This is a genomic window from Bacillus cereus group sp. BfR-BA-01330 (assembly GCF_022663885.1).
In the GTDB taxonomy this organism is placed as follows: Bacteria; Bacillota; Bacilli; order Bacillales; family Bacillaceae_G; genus Bacillus_A; species Bacillus_A cereus.
In genome coordinates, this window is the sequence record NZ_JAKUGK010000002.1 from 389,490 (window position 1) to 405,647 (window position 16,158).

A 16,158-nucleotide genomic window follows, 5' to 3' on the forward strand; every position below is an offset into this window, starting at 1 on the left:
GCCATGGCTCAAATGACAATGATTCAAGCAATCACTGATGCTTTACGCGTTGAAATGAAAAATGACCCTAACGTACTTGTATTTGGTGAAGACGTTGGTGTAAACGGCGGTGTATTCCGTGCTACTGAAGGTTTACAAGCTGAATTTGGTGAAGATCGTGTAATGGATACTCCACTTGCAGAGTCTGGTATTGGTGGACTTGCAGTTGGTCTTGCACTTGAAGGATTCCGTCCAGTTCCAGAAATCCAATTCTTCGGTTTCGTTTATGAAGTAATGGATTCAATTTCTGGTCAATTAGCTCGTATGCGTTACCGTTCTGGTGGACGTTGGACTGCTCCAGTAACAGTTCGTTCTCCATTCGGTGGTGGTGTTCATACTCCTGAACTTCATGCTGATAGCTTAGAAGGATTAGTGGCTCAACAACCTGGTCTAAAAGTTGTTATTCCATCTACTCCATACGATGCTAAAGGTCTTTTAATCTCTGCGATTCGTGACAACGATCCAGTTATCTACTTAGAGCATATGAAATTGTACCGTTCATTCCGTCAAGAGGTACCAGAAGGTGATTACACAATTGATTTAGGTAAAGCTGATATCAAACGTGAAGGTACAGATGTATCTGTTATCGCTTACGGTGCTATGGTTCACGCTGCATTAAAAGCTGCTGAAGAACTTGAAAAAGAAGGTATCTCTTTAGAGGTTGTTGACTTACGTACAGTTCAACCATTAGATATCGAAACAATCATCGCTTCTGTTGAAAAAACAGGTCGCGTAGTTGTAGTTCAAGAAGCTCAAAAACAAGCTGGTATTGCAGCTAACGTTGTAGCGGAAATTAACGACCGTGCAATCTTAAACTTAGAAGCTCCAGTTGTACGTGTTGCAGCTGCTGATACAGTATTCCCATTCTCTCAAGCAGAGAGCGTATGGTTACCAAACCACAAAGATATTGTTGAAGCTGTAAACAAAGTAATGAACTTCTAATTTTTAGCTTTTCATGTGCAAAAGAAATCAGCACATGCTGGTTTCTTTTGTACATATTCCATAATAATGAAATGAATCAGGGGGCTGAATTCCGTGGCATTTGAATTTAAACTACCAGATATCGGTGAAGGTATCCACGAAGGTGAAATCGTAAAATGGTTTATTAAACCAGGCGATGAAGTAAACGAAGACGATGTACTTCTTGAAGTACAAAATGATAAAGCAGTAGTAGAAATCCCTTCTCCTGTTAAAGGTAAAGTACTTGAAGTACTTGTAGAAGAAGGAACAGTTGCAATCGTAGGAGATACATTAATTAAATTTGATGCTCCTGGATACGAAAACCTTAAATTTAAAGGTGACGATCATGATGAAGCTCCAAAAGCTGAAGAAGCAGCAGTAGAAGCTCCAGCAGCGGAAGCTACTCCAGCAGCAACTGCAGAAGTAGTAAATGAGCGCGTAATCGCTATGCCATCTGTTCGTAAATACGCTCGTGAAAAAGGTGTAGACATTCATAAAGTAGCTGGTACTGGTAAGAATGGCCGTATCGTAAAAGCTGACATCGATGCATTTGCAAATGGTGGACAAACTGTAGCAGCAACTGAGGCTCCAGCAGCAGTAGAAGCTACTCCAGCAGCAGCGAAAGAAGAAGCACCAAAAGCACAACCAATCCCAGCTGGTGAATATCCAGAAACTCGTGAGAAAATGAGTGGTATCCGTAAAGCGATTGCGAAAGCAATGGTTAACTCTAAACACACAGCTCCTCACGTAACATTAATGGACGAAGTAGATGTAACAGAACTTGTTGCTCACCGTAAGAAGTTCAAAGCAGTAGCAGCTGACAAAGGTATTAAATTAACTTACCTTCCGTACGTTGTTAAAGCTTTAACATCTGCATTACGTGAATACCCAATGTTAAACACTTCTTTAGACGATGCATCTCAAGAAGTAGTTCATAAACATTACTTCAATATCGGTATCGCAGCTGATACAGACAAAGGTCTATTAGTACCAGTTGTTAAAGATACAGATCGTAAGTCTATCTTCACAATCTCTAACGAGATCAATGATCTTGCTGGTAAAGCACGTGAAGGTCGTCTAGCTCCAGCTGAAATGAAAGGTGCTTCTTGCACAATTACAAACATTGGTTCTGCAGGTGGACAATGGTTCACTCCAGTTATCAACCACCCAGAAGTAGCAATCCTTGGTATCGGCCGTATCGCTGAAAAACCAGTTGTGAAAAACGGTGAGATCGTTGCAGCTCCAGTATTAGCATTATCTCTAAGCTTTGACCATCGTTTAATTGACGGTGCAACTGCTCAAAAAGCGTTAAACCAAATTAAACGTCTATTGAATGACCCACAATTATTAGTAATGGAGGCGTAATAACAATGGTAGTAGGAGATTTCCCAATTGAATTAGATACAGTCGTTGTTGGTGCAGGTCCTGGTGGATACGTTGCGGCAATTCGTGCAGCACAATTAGGTCAAAAGGTAGCAATCATTGAAAAAGCTAACCTTGGTGGCGTATGCTTAAACGTTGGATGTATTCCTTCAAAAGCGTTAATCAATGCAGGTCATCGTTATGAGAATGCAATGCATTCTGATGACATGGGTATTACTGCAGAAAACGTAAAAGTTGACTTTACAAAAGTTCAAGAATGGAAAAACGGCGTAGTTAAGAAATTAACTGGCGGTGTTGAAGGCCTTCTTAAAGGTAACAAAGTTGAAATCATTCGCGGTGAAGCTTACTTCGTAGATGCTAATACATTACGCGTTATGACTGAAGATGCAGCTCAAACTTATACGTTTAAAAATGCTGTTCTTGCAACTGGTTCTACACCAATCGAAATTCCAGGATTCAAATACTCTAAACGTGTTATCAACTCTACAGGTGCTTTAAGCTTACCTGAAATTCCTAAAAAACTTGTTGTAATCGGCGGCGGTTACATCGGTATGGAATTAGGTACTGCATATGCTAACTTCGGTACAGAAGTTACTGTAGTAGAAGCTGGCGACGAAATCTTAGCTGGTTTCGAAAAAGCTATGAGCTCTGTTGTTAAACGTGCTCTACAGAAAAAAGGTAACGTAAATATCCATACAAAAGCTATGGCTAAAGGCGTTGAAGAAACAGAAACTGGCGTAAAAGTTAGCTTTGAAGTTAAAGGTGAAATCCAAACTGTAGAAGCAGATTACGTATTAGTAACTGTAGGTCGTCGTCCAAACACTCAAGAAATCGGTCTTGAGCAGGTTGGAGTTAAAATGACTGACCGCGGCATCATCGAAATCGATGAGCAATGTCGTACAAATGTACCAAACATCTATGCAATCGGTGATATCGTTCCTGGACCACCATTAGCTCACAAAGCTTCTTACGAAGGTAAAGTAGCTGTAGAAGCAATTAGTGGCCATGCATCAGCTATCGATTACATCGGAATTCCTGCAGTATGCTTCACTGATCCAGAATTAGCATCTGTTGGTTACACTAAAAAACAAGCTGAAGAAGCTGGAATGACTGTAACTGTATCTAAGTTCCCATTCGCTGCTAACGGTCGTGCATTATCATTAAACAGCACTGACGGTTTCTTACAACTTGTAACACGTAAAGAAGATGGTCTTCTTGTAGGTGCTCAAGTTGCAGGTGCAGGTGCTTCTGATATTATCTCTGAGATTGGTTTAGCTATCGAAGCTGGAATGACAGCTGAAGATATCGCTCAAACAATCCATGCTCACCCAACATTAGGTGAAATCACAATGGAAGCAGCTGAAGTTGCTCTTGGAATGCCAATTCACATTGTAAAATAATTTAAGTAATGTAAATAGCCCTTCTCTTATTGTAAGAGAGGGGCTATTTTTATTTTCATCAAATGACTTGCAAGGTCTTTAAATGTACTTGTCGAATGAATATATAATACTTTAACAAATGATTCCGGCTTAACTTACTTCAAAGGTAATATATATCATCCTATAATATGTAATTGATTCAAACGTACCCCCATATATTAATAAAATAGAGCATGTCAAAGGAGAAGGTTCCATGAAAATATTACATGTTATATTTTATCATTTACTACTATGGAGTGGCTTTTCCACTGTATTAACATTATCGAATGGTGATAAGTTTCATTATAAAGTTATTCTTTTTTTCGTATTTCTATATTTAGCCTATGTAATAGCATATTTTGTATTGCACGTAAGAAAGCAAGCTTTATTTCTTACATGTTCGAATTGTATATTATTTTTAATCATATTATCTATTTTTTAAATTAGCGTTTATAAAAATACATTGTTCTTCCATTAAATAATTGTAACTCTCCCTCTAATTTCTTCGCTAAAAAACGGCAAAATTCATTTGCTTTCCCTTTGTCACCAAATGTTGCATTAGGTGGTAAAGAAACTTGGATGAAAGATTGTTCATTTTCTATACCAACACCAATATAAATTGAGTCATACCGGTCGTGATTGGATTGAAGTTTTAATGTTGTTGTAGATGTATCTAAAATTTCATAAGGAAAAGCGGTATTTGTATACGTGTAATTAATTTGGGCACCAGTTTTAGAAGTAACTGCTTTATAATAATGAAAAAGTTGTTTTATATCATCTATTGAAACTGATTGTTGGTTGGATTTCGGTACAAGCGTAATAAAGGCGTGTTGCATATAAGTTCCCCCTAACTTAGTAGAATACTATCATTCTACATCCTACTGAATTTTTTGACAATTAAAAGGAGTATTACATGTTTTGTTTAATATACTATTAATGAAACGTGATGTAGAAAGGTGGAAACCAATGTTTGAAAAATTGTATGATGAGCATGAAAGTGTGAAGGTACGATTTTTAGGGTTTATGACACATGATACACGTTATGATTTTGGTGTTATTTATACAAATATGTTTTTTGGAAAGCCGCTCATTGTTTGTATGCAAACAGGAAGGTCTACTTTACTCGGACGAGATGATGTAGAGAATGTTCAATATATACAGGAGATTTTTAAATTAGGATCAGAAGAGGAAGCAAAGGAGTTAGCTCAGTTTTTCAAATTTCTAGTTCCGTCAACTTCTTTACATGCGGAATATGAAGAATAATTAATGTGAAACAGTCGTACTTATAAATATGGCTGTTTTTTATTTGAATATCGCATACTAATTTAAATTGAAAATATTTAATGTGTTATACTAAAAACCTATTGACGTAAAAAGTATAACATATTAAAATAAAGACAGAAAGTTAAGCGGTTACAAAAAAGTTTTTGGGATTATAAACTTAGGGGGAAATGAAAAATGGGAACAATCGTATGTCAAGATTGTGAAGGTACAATTGCACACTTCGAAGATGAGAAAGTAACGGTACTTTACGGGAAATGTGGATCTTGCGGATGTGATCACACAGAGCATACAAAAGCCCAATAATTGATAGGAAATGGACAGCTAAAAGTTTTTAGGACCATAAACTTAGGGGGAAATGAAAAATGGGAACAATCGTATGCCAAGTATGTGAAGGAACAATCGGACATTTTGAAGATGAGAAAACGACGGTACTTTACGGAAAATGCGGAACAAATTGTGACTGTGCTAGAAAAGATAATGCGAAAGCTTAATGATAAATAAATAGATTACTATTGAAACTCAGGGGGAAATGAAAATGGGAACAATCGTATGCCAAGTGTGTGAAGGAACAATTGGACATTTTGAAGATGAAAAATCAACAGTACTATACGGGAAATGTGGATCTCATTGCGAATGTGACCATAAAGAACATACAAAAGCTTAATAATAAGAAAAAGCGCCTACATGTGTAGGCGCTTTTTTAATAAATTGTAGTTGTATGACCAACTGTTGCAACGATTGCATCATCCCTAATCGGAATAAAGCTTATGGAGGTCTGTGGTGTACTAGAAGAAGCGTATTGGCTCATTATACGACTATCGATACGGGTAATAGTATCGGTCAAGAAAGCTGAAATAAAAGCGTAAGGGACTCGTCGTTCATTTAATGAATAAATAATTTCTTCTTTTGTTTTTACACCTACGCCATGCCCGTAAAAAAAGAAATTTCCTAAATAGATTGTATTTTCTCCTTGCCATTCAATCGTAGCTGGATTTACTTGTGGGTTTTTAAAGTAAACGAGGTCACCTGGAACAAGATCGCCACCGTTTTTTGTTATGAGCCTTAGATCTTGGTCGTAGTCCCATGTATAAAGTAAAAGGTTTGCAAATAGACGATTGAAAGTTTCTTCCTCATACAATGATAGTAAAGCTTTATAAAAAATAATGATCATAGCGGTTGCGCATTCAGTTCCATATAGTTTTCCGTTTTTGAAAATATCCTGTATGGCAATAGAAGGTGGTATGTTTGGAAGAAGCTCGAATCCTCCAAGAGACGTTCTTTTCCAATACTGGGGGTTGCAAAAGGATTGCTGAAATGTACGAAACTGAAATCCACTTTGAAAAAGCTCTAGTGCAGAGATAATAATATTAACTCGTAAATTGAGATCAAAGCTGAGTTCATCAGCTGTTCGGAAGGAATAAACTTCTTGATTTCCTGCCATTATTGATAAAATTTGTTGTTTCTCTGCTGCAAATGGCTCGTATTCATTTGTAATATAAGGATGTACAATAGAACGGCCTATTACAATCATAATAGTATCCCCACCTATACGTTACATTCTTAAGTATCGTATGAAGAAAAGGAAAAAAGGTGAAAAAAAAGCCTATCAACTGATAGGCTTGTACTCTTTAATAACACGTAATGTTTGTAATGTCATATCTTCAGGACCTTGTACAGGTAAACCTGCTTCTAAGTTTTTACGAATATACTCTAAGTTTTCTTGTGTAATAATTTCCCCCGGAGTAAAGATTGGAATCCCTGGCGGATAAACCATAACAAAATCAGCTATAATACGACCCGCTGCATTTTCAAATGGAATGACTTCTGTTTCCGAATAAAAAGCATCTCGAGGAGAAAGTGCTAGCACTGGAATTTCTGGAATCTCTACTTGTACTTGAACACCTTTATCTGCCCTATTTCTAAATGTTGCTGCTAAATCTTGTAATGCTGCAATAAGTGTATTTGTATCACTTTCTGTATCTCCCAAAGTGATAAGACATAGTATGTTGTATAGATCTGAGAGTTCTACTTCAATGTTATATTGCTCTCTAAGCCATACTTCAGCTTGGTGGCCGGTAATACCTAAATCTTTTACAGATACAATTATCTTTGTAGGATCATAGTTAAAGGTAGCATCTGTACCTAACATTTCTTTTCCAGGACAGTAAAGATGCTCAATAGAATTTATAGCATCACGAACATGCTCAGCTAATTGTATTGTTTGTTCTATGAGTGCTGTTCCTTCTGTAGCAAGACGTTTTCTCGCAACATCAAGGGATGCTAACAAGATGTAAGAAGTTGATGTGGTTGTAAGCATGCTAATAATAGATTGGACATGCTTTACATTCACTAAGCCTTCTTTCACATTAAGAATAGAACTTTGAGTTAAAGAGCCTCCTAATTTGTGAACACTTGTTGCTGCCATATCCGCACCAGCTTGCATCGCTGACATAGGTAATTCATCGTGAAAATGAATATGAACACCATGAGCTTCGTCGACTAGTACAGGGATGTCATAAGAATGTGCTAATTGTACAATCTGTTCTAAGTCTGCAGCAAATCCAAAGTACGTTGGGTTAATAACAAGTAAGCCCTTTGCATCTGAGTGCTCTTCAAGTGCTTTTTTGACAGATTGAATTGTGATTCCATGAGAAATACCGAGCTTCGGATCGATTTCAGGATGCATGAAAATCGGTTTTGCCCCTGAGAAAATAATAGCTGACATTACTGATTTATGCACGTTTCGTGGTACTAGGATTTTGTCACCAGGACCGCAAACGCTCATCACCATTGTCATAATAGCGCCACTTGTACCTTGAATAGAAAAGAAAGTATGATCTGCACCGAATGCGGCTGCTGCTAAATCTTGTGCTTCTTTAATCATACCTTTTGGATGATGTAAATCATCGAGTGGCGCAATATTAATTAAATCAATTGCTAATGCATTATGCCCAATAAATTCGCGAAATGTAGGATCCATGCCCTGTCCTTTTTTATGACCAGGAATATGGAATTGAATTGGATTTCGCTTACTGTGCTCAACTAAAGCGGTAAACAATGGTGTTTCGTATTGGGACAATCTATACACCCCTTCTTCTTCATAATATTTAGTGTAATTTGTTTTATATAATCCTGCTCTAAAAAAGTGTAGCCCTTTTTAGAATAAGGCTTGTTTTTCTGCCATTCAAAAAATCGTTTTTGAGATGGTAGCTTCACTTTATTTTCTATAAAACAAAAGCATTATATCACCAATAATTATAGATGTATAGAAAAAAATCTTTTTAAGGTGAGTATGTTTAATAGTTAGCCTCAACTAATGAATAGAGGAAGACAATTCCATTAAAATGAATAAATAGTGTATAATGCAGAGTGGCTATAATGAAGAATAAAATATTCTCTTTAAGATAGCATAATGAAACAAGAAGAAATGATAAATGAGGTGCAAAATGGAATATCAATATCCGTTAGATTATGATTGGTCAAATGAGGAAATGGTTACAATGGTGAAGTTTTATGAAGCGATTGAGAAAGCTTATGAAAAAGGAATTATAAGAGAAGAGTTAATGGGTTTATATCGTCGTTTTAAAGAGATTGTTCCATCGAAAGCAGAAGAAAAGAAAATTGATAAAGAATTTCAAGAGGTAAGTGGATACTCTATATATCGTGCTATTCAAAGGGCAAAAGAAGTCGAAGAACAAAAGCTTGTAAAAATGTAAAAAATATTTTGAAAAATAAAAACTGAAGTGATATAATGTGATAACAACTAAAAACGGACAATATAAATTGTCCGTTTTCTACTATCGATTACAAAGTGCATATAAAGGAAGGAGTGATTGCATCGTAGATTCAATCTTAGCAAGGAATTGTTCGTTGGTCATTGCTGAAAACTCCTCTGGTGATATATGAATACCAACTAATAATTCTGCTTTTTTTACAGTAGCTAATCGTTCAATCATCTTTTGTAAGTCTTCGGTTTCAAGTGTTTTATGTAATTTCACACTTGGTTTAGTATGGTCAATGGACCAAACGAAGTCATTTGGAATATTTGTTTTTAAATCATTTAAATGTTCTAAGAAGGCATGAGCCGTCTCAACTTTTTGTGGACACTCATAGATTAAACCAAAGTATATGAAGGCATGAGTACCCCATAAGCCGATTTGGAAATGCGGTAGCATTTTATATCCTCGTTTATTTGTTGAAAAAGCAACCCAAGTATCGTTTGGTGGATTGACTTTGCGGCGTGCGTGTTTTGCAACATGATAAAAAAAGTTCTCATCAGTTTGTTTGGATAAGTATTCTGCAAATTGTTCCCCTAAAGCTTCTAGCTTAGGATGAATGTTCGTTTTAATTGCACTCATTCGTTCTTCGAGACCATCAACTGTAAAGACATCAAAATCAGTTGATTTGAATGTTTGTATTGTCATGATTGTTCCTCCAACTCCTATTTTGCTTTTATTTTAGCATAGCTTGTACTATTCATAAAAAAAACAGCACAAAAAAATTTAAATAAAAAAATATAATTTTGTTGCATAGATGATTTATCCAACATAGTATAGTATAAAACAAAAAATCAGAAAATTGAATTAATTCTAGTCCGAGGGCAGACGAATATTGGGAGGAGGCAAATAATATGAGACAGGTGATTAATGCGTTAAAGAGAACAGATGCTGAAAAGAGAATACCGGTGCTACGTTTGGAGCTAGATTATGAATTAGCAACTTTATATGATGCGATGATGGAAGATGATAACCAGAAAAAAGAAGAGTGTGTACAAAAGTTAGAAGTGTTAAGACTTGAAATGATTCGTTTAGAAGCGTAATAATAGTATATGTATAAAAAATTAGTTGGTGCGAACCTTATAAAGGGTTCGTTTTTTCTGTGAACAGTATAGATCGGAGTGTTTAAACATGCAAGAAGTATGGAAAGACATCGATGCACACGCCAAACGGTGGATTCGGGATGCAGGAGAGCATTTAATGGCATCAATGAAAAAAGCACTTATTATAGAAACAAAATCAAATGCAGCTGACTTAGTTACAAATATGGACCGAGAGATAGAACAGTTTTTAATTGGGAAAATTAAAGAAACATTCCCGAATCATAATATTTTAGGAGAAGAGGGTTATGGAGACGAGATAACGTCTTCTGACGGGGTTGTTTGGTTAATTGATCCAATTGACGGCACGATGAACTTTGTTCATCAAAAAAGAAATTTTGCGATTTCAATTGGGATTTATGAGAACGGTATCGGAAAGATTGGACTTATATATGATCCAGTGCATGATGAACTATATCATGCAGTCAAGGGATCTGGAGCTTTTTGTAATGATATATCAATTCCTCCATTGGAAAAAGGAACTGTAGAGCAAGGTATTGTAGCTTTAAATGCGATATGGCTTACAGATAATCCATTGCTTAATATGGAAAGTATGATGGCACTTGTTAAGAAAGCAAGGGGCACAAGGTCATATGGCTGTGCAGCATTAGAGATGGTATACGTTGCAACAGGAAGAATAGATGCATATGTAACGCCGAGATTATCACCATGGGATTTTGGCGGAGGGCAGATAATTGTAGAAGAAGTTGGAGGTAAGGTGACGACATTCTCTGGAGCGCCACTTTCTATCATAGAGAAGAGCAGTGTGTTAGTTGCAAAACCAGGAGTGTATGAAGAAGTGTTATCGTTTATATGAGAGCAACAAAAAAAGTAAGAGGCTGTGTATAAGCTTCTTACTTTTTAGCGTTATTGTGATTTGCGCATTTTTCTTTTTGTTACAAAACCGTATCCAACTGTAACAAATGTGCCGATAATGCAAATAATAATACCGATTGGACTATTTTCAGCAATCATAATGCCGATACCGATTAAGAAAATAACACCGATAATTGCAGTTAATAAAAAGCGATATTGAATGTGTTCCATTTCTTCACCCTCCAATCTCATTTTACTTTCACAAAAGTAAGAATACAACTATATTTTCATTCTTGCTTTTATTTTAATTGCTATTGTATCCCCTTCGCTCTTATAATAGAGAAGGATTAAAAAGACATTAGGAGTTGGACATGTTGAAAAAACGACAAGATTTACGTAATATAGCAATTATTGCCCACGTTGACCATGGTAAAACAACACTTGTTGACCAGTTATTACGTCAAGCGGGGACTTTCCGTGCGAACGAACACGTTGAAGAACGCGCAATGGATTCAAATGATCTAGAAAGAGAACGCGGTATTACAATTTTAGCGAAAAATACAGCGATTCACTATGAAGATAAAAGAATTAACATTTTAGATACACCTGGTCACGCTGACTTCGGTGGAGAAGTAGAACGTATCATGAAAATGGTTGATGGTGTTTTACTTGTTGTTGATGCATATGAAGGTTGTATGCCACAAACACGATTTGTTTTAAAGAAAGCTCTTGAGCAAAACTTAACTCCAATCGTAGTTGTAAACAAAATTGACCGTGACTTCGCTCGTCCAGATGAAGTAGTTGATGAAGTAATCGACTTATTCATTGAGCTTGGTGCAAACGAAGATCAATTAGAGTTCCCAGTTGTATTTGCATCAGCAATGAACGGAACAGCAAGCTTAGATTCAAATCCAGCAAATCAAGAAGAGAATATGAAATCATTATTCGATACAATTATCGAACATATTCCAGCACCAATTGATAACAGCGAAGAGCCACTTCAATTCCAAGTAGCACTTCTTGATTACAACGACTACGTTGGACGTATTGGAGTTGGTCGCGTATTCCGCGGTACAATGAAGGTTGGACAACAAGTTGCTTTAATGAAAGTAGACGGAAGCGTGAAGCAATTCCGCGTAACGAAATTATTCGGTTACATGGGATTAAAACGTCAAGAAATTGAAGAAGCAAAAGCAGGGGACTTAGTAGCCGTTTCTGGTATGGAAGACATTAACGTAGGTGAAACAGTATGTCCAGTTGAACATCAAGATGCGTTACCATTATTACGTATTGATGAGCCAACACTACAAATGACGTTCCTTGTAAATAACAGCCCATTTGCAGGTCGTGAAGGTAAATACATTACATCTCGTAAAATTGAAGAGCGTCTTCGTTCACAATTAGAAACAGATGTAAGTTTACGTGTAGATAATACAGATTCTCCTGATGCGTGGATCGTATCTGGACGTGGGGAACTACATTTATCTATCTTAATTGAAAACATGCGTCGTGAAGGTTATGAATTACAAGTATCTAAGCCAGAAGTAATCATTAAAGAAGTTGATGGCGTAAGATGTGAGCCTGTAGAGCGCGTACAAATCGATGTACCTGAAGAATACACTGGTTCTATTATGGAATCTATGGGTGCACGTAAAGGTGAAATGTTAGATATGGTGAATAACGGAAACGGTCAAGTTCGTCTTACTTTCATGGTTCCAGCACGTGGTTTAATTGGTTACACAACAGAATTCTTAACATTAACTCGTGGTTACGGTATTTTAAACCATACATTCGATTGCTACCAACCAGTACACGCTGGACAAGTTGGTGGACGTCGCCAAGGTGTTCTAGTTTCACTTGAAACAGGAAAAGCATCACAATACGGTATTATGCAAGTTGAAGACCGTGGTGTAATCTTCGTTGAACCAGGTACAGAAGTATATGCTGGTATGATTGTCGGAGAACACACTCGTGAGAACGACTTAACAGTTAACGTTGTGAAAATGAAACAACAAACTAACATTCGTTCTGCGACGAAAGATCAAACTTCAACAATGAAGAAACCACGCCTAATGACTTTAGAAGAATCATTAGAGTACTTAAACGATGACGAGTTCTGTGAAGTAACTCCAGAATCAATTCGTCTACGTAAAAAGATTCTTGATAAGAGTGAGCGCGAAAGAGCTGCTAAGAAAAAGAAATCTGTTGAAGCGTAAAAATAAAAAAACAACGCCCTTTATAAAGGGCGTTGTTTTTTTATTTTGTTTATTTTTTAGAATATTTACTCTTTTTTGTGGACAGTATTTTTTTTGCGAGTTACTCTTGTATTAAGTGTATAAAGAAAATTGCATTTTACTGCTAGGGGGGGAAGAGTGTGTTAGAAAGGATGTCTTTTTTTGCAAAATTGTGTAAGGTAGATGAAAATCCAGAGTTAGGAATGTGGTTACTTTATGGGACGATTATTATATTAAGTGCTCTCGTTTATAATTTAGGGTTTGCTAGAAAGTTGTCTGTACTAAAAAATATTGTGATATACATATCATTAGCAATTGGATGCACAGTATTAACCTTTTTTGCTGTGTTTTTACCTGTTGGAGAAGGACTTGTTGTAGCGGCAATTGTACTTGGAATTTATAGACTGCGTTTGCGTCAAGCGAAACAACAAAAAGCAGGATAAGAAAGGGGAGTTTTCATGCGTTCAGTACAAGATGCACTATATAATTGGTTAACAATTAAAACAGTTGCGGAAGCACGTCCAGATGATAGTGCTGCAAAAGAAACATATTTGTTATTTCAAAATATGGTATATGAAGAACATAAATTAAGAAATGTGGAAGTCGAAAAGAACGAGGAAATGTATTTAATTACATATGAAATAAATGGAGAACGGAAATCTGCAAGGTTTCCGTTAGAAGCCATTGATTGTTTTTTGGATCAGATGAATCGTGAACCAGAAAAATATAAATAAGTCCTTATCTATATGAGTAAGGACTTATTTACATTTTACCAATCATCTTCGATTTTTTTATCACGATATAATCGGAAATTACCACTTGCATGACGTTCCATTGTACGCTCTGCAATTCGTTCCGAACATTCCATGCACATATATGTATGAATAGGGCGATTACGCAGTTTTTTTGCCATAGGATTTTCATCATCTAACATATCTTTTTTATCACAAATCATACATTTGACTCTCATTTCGTCACCTCAATACGAATTCTATCAGTATAAGTATATCATGGAAGTATAATGTTTTTGAATAATAGTGGGAAAAAATAATATTTTCGCAATTCAAAAAATAAGTTATGATAAGGATATACCAAGTATATTTGGAGGTGAAAATATGGCGAATGTAGTAGAGCCTACCTTAACAGAGGATTTAGTACAAACGTTGCGTAAAGAGTGTATTGTTATGATAGCAACGACAGATTTCGAAAAACAAGTTCCTAACGTAAGTGCTATTTCTTGGGTGTATGCAGTGAGTGAAACTAGTATTCGATTTGCAGTAGATCAACGTTCACGTATTGTGGAAAATATACGTCATAATACAGGTGTGGTATTGACTATAATGGCGAATGAATCCGTATTTTCTATAAGTGGTGCAGGTGAAATTTTGACAGATAGAATGGAAGGTATTTCTCTAAAATTAACTGTAATAGAAGTAAAGGTGCAAGAAGTGCGTGATGTTATGTTTTATGGAGCGAAACTTGCAATTGAACCAACATATGAAAAAACATATGATCTTCGGGCAGCGAAAAAGCTGGATAACGAAGTGTTAGTAGGGATAAGAGAATTATAAAGATGCTAAATAAGAAATTCGTTTATTCACTTTTGTAGTCGGTTATTGTGATTTAACGTTAATAATTATAATAAAAAGTAATATATTGAATAGAAATGAATAAAGAATAAATAAAAGGTTTAATGACTATGATTTTCGATTCTACCTCGTTTACACGGTACATATAATTATAACAATGGTTCGTCCATATTTTATGGATGAAACCCTTGTTCTACAAATTTAAAAGTGGAGTCAGGGGGTAACAGGTTGGATAAAATTTATGTGTTAGATACGAATGTACTTTTGCAGGATCCTTTATCTATTTTTTCATTTGAAACCAATGAAGTAGTGATTCCAGCAGTTGTATTAGAAGAGGTTGATTCGAAAAAACGTTATATGGATGAAGTAGGAAGAAACGCTCGTTATGTATCTAAGTTAATAGATAAATTTCGTGAAATAGGAAAGCTGCATGAAAGTATCCCGCTAGAAAACGGCGGAACATTTCGTATTGAATTGAACCATCGTTCATTTGTGCAACTACAAGATATTTTTGTAGAAAAAACAAATGATAATCGAATTTTAGCTGTAGCAAAAAATCTATCTTTAGAAGAACAGGAAAAAGAGGACGGGAAGTCTGTTATTTTAGTAAGTAAAGATGTACTCGTAAGGGTAAAAGCTGATGCAATTGGTTTGAAGGCTGAAGATTATTTAAGTGATCGCGTAATTGAAGTAGAAAATATATATTCTGGTTTTCTAGAAGGATATATATCAAAAGAACAATTGGATTATTTTTATGAGAAAGGTGAATTGCCTCTATCTGAAATTGCGAATCATCCTTTTTACCCAAATCAATTTGTAGTAATGAAAGATGCATTAGGGGGCTCTAGTTCTGCGCTTGGCATTGTGGATCACTTAGGGAAGAAGGTAAAGAAACTTATTTTTCACAATGAACAAGTGTGGGGGATACGACCACGAAACGTGCAGCAAATTATGGGATTAGAATTGTTGCTTCGTGAAGATATTCCGCTTGTAACGTTAACGGGGAAAGCCGGCACAGGAAAAACGTTACTTGCGTTAGCTTCGGGACTTATGCAAACAGAAGACTTAGGGTTATATAAAAAATTACTTGTGGCAAGACCAATTGTTCCAGTCGGAAAAGATATCGGTTATTTACCAGGAGAAAAAGAAGAAAAATTAAGACCATGGATGCAGCCAATTTTTGATAACCTAGAGTATTTATTTAATACGAAAAAGCCAGGAGAGTTAGATGCTATTTTAGCTGGAATGGGTTCGATTGAAGTAGAAGCCCTTACTTATATACGCGGGAGAAGTATTCCAGATCAGTTCATTATCATTGACGAAGCACAAAATTTAACAAAGCATGAAGTGAAGACGATATTAACTAGGGTAGGGGAAAAGAGTAAGATTGTATTGATGGGAGATCCTCAGCAAATTGATCACCCATATTTAGATGAATATAATAATGGCTTAACGTATGTTGTAGAGAAGTTTAAAGAACAGCGTATTAGTGGTCATGTGAAGTTTGTTAAAGGGGAGCGATCTAATTTAGCTCAACTAGCAGCAGATTTATTGTAAAA

At 36.0% G+C, this 16,158-nt stretch carries 22 protein-coding genes; 16 read left to right on the forward strand and 6 right to left on the reverse strand.

Going from position 1 to position 16,158, the window contains the following annotated elements; translation table 11 throughout:
- The first annotated feature begins 3 nt into the window (after window positions 1-3).
- The 4 genes from pdhB to MR112_RS07915 all read left to right on the forward strand — a co-directional run bounded on the left by pdhB (window position 4) and on the right by MR112_RS07915 (window position 4,242).
- Window positions 4-981, forward strand: coding sequence for a pyruvate dehydrogenase complex E1 component subunit beta (pdhB, locus tag MR112_RS07900; RefSeq protein WP_000068168.1), 978 nt, complete (start codon window positions 4-6; stop codon window positions 979-981).
- A 93-nt stretch (window positions 982-1,074) separates the two neighbouring features.
- Window positions 1,075-2,364, forward strand: coding sequence for a pyruvate dehydrogenase complex dihydrolipoyllysine-residue acetyltransferase (pdhC, locus tag MR112_RS07905; RefSeq protein ID WP_000863419.1), 1,290 nt, complete (start codon window positions 1,075-1,077; stop codon window positions 2,362-2,364).
- A gap of 5 nt (window positions 2,365-2,369) precedes the next feature.
- Window positions 2,370-3,782 (forward strand): dihydrolipoyl dehydrogenase, encoded by a 1,413-nt coding sequence (gene lpdA / locus MR112_RS07910; RefSeq protein WP_000260104.1) that lies wholly within the window; start codon window positions 2,370-2,372, stop codon window positions 3,780-3,782.
- 232 nt (window positions 3,783-4,014) lie between these two features.
- Window positions 4,015-4,242: a hypothetical protein gene (locus tag MR112_RS07915; RefSeq protein WP_000697469.1), complete on the forward strand. Its 228-nt coding sequence runs from the start codon at window positions 4,015-4,017 to the stop codon at window positions 4,240-4,242.
- 1 nt (window position 4,243) lies between these two features.
- Here the strand turns inward: MR112_RS07915 and MR112_RS07920 are convergent, their stop codons facing one another.
- Entirely contained in the window at window positions 4,244-4,636 is a 393-nt protein-coding gene (locus tag MR112_RS07920; protein WP_001163291.1) for a DUF1885 family protein, read from the reverse strand.
- A gap of 130 nt (window positions 4,637-4,766) precedes the next feature.
- Here MR112_RS07920 and MR112_RS07925 point away from each other — a divergent pair, with 130 nt between their 5' ends.
- The 4 genes from MR112_RS07925 to MR112_RS07940 all read left to right on the forward strand — a co-directional run bounded on the left by MR112_RS07925 (window position 4,767) and on the right by MR112_RS07940 (window position 5,748).
- The gene (locus MR112_RS07925; RefSeq protein ID WP_000462038.1) at window positions 4,767-5,063 is read left to right on the forward strand and encodes a DUF3055 domain-containing protein; all 297 of its coding nucleotides are present in this window, start codon (window positions 4,767-4,769) and stop codon (window positions 5,061-5,063) included.
- Window positions 5,064-5,258: 195 nt separating this feature from the next.
- Window positions 5,259-5,387, forward strand: a complete 129-nt coding sequence (locus MR112_RS07930; protein ID WP_000536778.1) for a GapA-binding peptide SR1P — start codon at window positions 5,259-5,261, stop codon at window positions 5,385-5,387.
- 59 nt (window positions 5,388-5,446) lie between these two features.
- Window positions 5,447-5,575, forward strand: coding sequence for a GapA-binding peptide SR1P (locus MR112_RS07935; RefSeq protein WP_000536803.1), 129 nt, complete (start codon window positions 5,447-5,449; stop codon window positions 5,573-5,575).
- 44 nt (window positions 5,576-5,619) lie between these two features.
- Window positions 5,620-5,748 (forward strand): GapA-binding peptide SR1P, encoded by a 129-nt coding sequence (locus tag MR112_RS07940; RefSeq protein WP_000536796.1) that lies wholly within the window; start codon window positions 5,620-5,622, stop codon window positions 5,746-5,748.
- A gap of 36 nt (window positions 5,749-5,784) precedes the next feature.
- On the opposite strand, the gene MR112_RS07945 is transcribed toward MR112_RS07940, so the two are convergent.
- Together MR112_RS07945 and speA are read right to left on the reverse strand one after the other, a co-directional pair.
- Entirely contained in the window at window positions 5,785-6,615 is an 831-nt protein-coding gene (locus MR112_RS07945) for a protein-glutamine gamma-glutamyltransferase (protein WP_000635337.1), read from the reverse strand.
- A gap of 75 nt (window positions 6,616-6,690) precedes the next feature.
- On the reverse strand, window positions 6,691-8,163 hold the full coding sequence (speA, locus tag MR112_RS07950; RefSeq protein WP_000084899.1) for an arginine decarboxylase: 1,473 nt from the start codon (window positions 8,161-8,163) through the stop codon (window positions 6,691-6,693).
- A 367-nt stretch (window positions 8,164-8,530) separates the two neighbouring features.
- Between speA and MR112_RS07955 the strand changes: the two genes are divergently transcribed.
- Window positions 8,531-8,800: a UPF0223 family protein gene (locus tag MR112_RS07955; protein WP_000456562.1), complete on the forward strand. Its 270-nt coding sequence runs from the start codon at window positions 8,531-8,533 to the stop codon at window positions 8,798-8,800.
- Between the two features lie 81 nt (window positions 8,801-8,881).
- Here MR112_RS07955 and MR112_RS07960 read toward each other — a convergent pair whose 3' ends face one another.
- Window positions 8,882-9,508, reverse strand: coding sequence for a YktB family protein (locus MR112_RS07960; RefSeq protein WP_000155317.1), 627 nt, complete (start codon window positions 9,506-9,508; stop codon window positions 8,882-8,884).
- A gap of 206 nt (window positions 9,509-9,714) precedes the next feature.
- Between MR112_RS07960 and MR112_RS07965 the strand changes: the two genes are divergently transcribed.
- Complete coding sequence (locus MR112_RS07965; protein ID WP_001250165.1) at window positions 9,715-9,903, forward strand: hypothetical protein; 189 nt, start codon at window positions 9,715-9,717, stop codon at window positions 9,901-9,903.
- An 88-nt stretch (window positions 9,904-9,991) separates the two neighbouring features.
- Window positions 9,992-10,777, forward strand: a complete 786-nt coding sequence (locus tag MR112_RS07970; RefSeq protein ID WP_001158701.1) for an inositol monophosphatase family protein — start codon at window positions 9,992-9,994, stop codon at window positions 10,775-10,777.
- A gap of 50 nt (window positions 10,778-10,827) precedes the next feature.
- Here the strand turns inward: MR112_RS07970 and MR112_RS07975 are convergent, their stop codons facing one another.
- Window positions 10,828-11,007: a DUF5325 family protein gene (locus MR112_RS07975; protein WP_000400127.1), complete on the reverse strand. Its 180-nt coding sequence runs from the start codon at window positions 11,005-11,007 to the stop codon at window positions 10,828-10,830.
- Between the two features lie 140 nt (window positions 11,008-11,147).
- Between MR112_RS07975 and typA the strand changes: the two genes are divergently transcribed.
- The 3 genes from typA (at window position 11,148) to MR112_RS07990 (ending at window position 13,744) form a co-directional block, all read left to right on the forward strand.
- Window positions 11,148-12,992, forward strand: coding sequence for a translational GTPase TypA (typA, locus tag MR112_RS07980; protein WP_000914762.1), 1,845 nt, complete (start codon window positions 11,148-11,150; stop codon window positions 12,990-12,992).
- A gap of 158 nt (window positions 12,993-13,150) precedes the next feature.
- Window positions 13,151-13,453, forward strand: a complete 303-nt coding sequence (locus MR112_RS07985) for a YlaH-like family protein (RefSeq protein WP_000893662.1) — start codon at window positions 13,151-13,153, stop codon at window positions 13,451-13,453.
- A gap of 15 nt (window positions 13,454-13,468) precedes the next feature.
- Window positions 13,469-13,744, forward strand: a complete 276-nt coding sequence (locus tag MR112_RS07990) for a hypothetical protein (RefSeq protein WP_001258151.1) — start codon at window positions 13,469-13,471, stop codon at window positions 13,742-13,744.
- 35 nt (window positions 13,745-13,779) lie between these two features.
- Here MR112_RS07990 and MR112_RS07995 read toward each other — a convergent pair whose 3' ends face one another.
- Window positions 13,780-13,980 (reverse strand): YlaI family protein, encoded by a 201-nt coding sequence (locus MR112_RS07995; RefSeq protein ID WP_002082250.1) that lies wholly within the window; start codon window positions 13,978-13,980, stop codon window positions 13,780-13,782.
- A gap of 145 nt (window positions 13,981-14,125) precedes the next feature.
- Here MR112_RS07995 and MR112_RS08000 point away from each other — a divergent pair, with 145 nt between their 5' ends.
- Together MR112_RS08000 and MR112_RS08005 are read left to right on the forward strand one after the other, a co-directional pair.
- On the forward strand, window positions 14,126-14,581 hold the full coding sequence (locus tag MR112_RS08000) for a pyridoxamine 5'-phosphate oxidase family protein (protein WP_000024593.1): 456 nt from the start codon (window positions 14,126-14,128) through the stop codon (window positions 14,579-14,581).
- Window positions 14,582-14,827: 246 nt separating this feature from the next.
- Window positions 14,828-16,156: a PhoH family protein gene (locus MR112_RS08005; protein ID WP_000358083.1), complete on the forward strand. Its 1,329-nt coding sequence runs from the start codon at window positions 14,828-14,830 to the stop codon at window positions 16,154-16,156.
- Window positions 16,157-16,158: the final 2 nt, after the last annotated feature.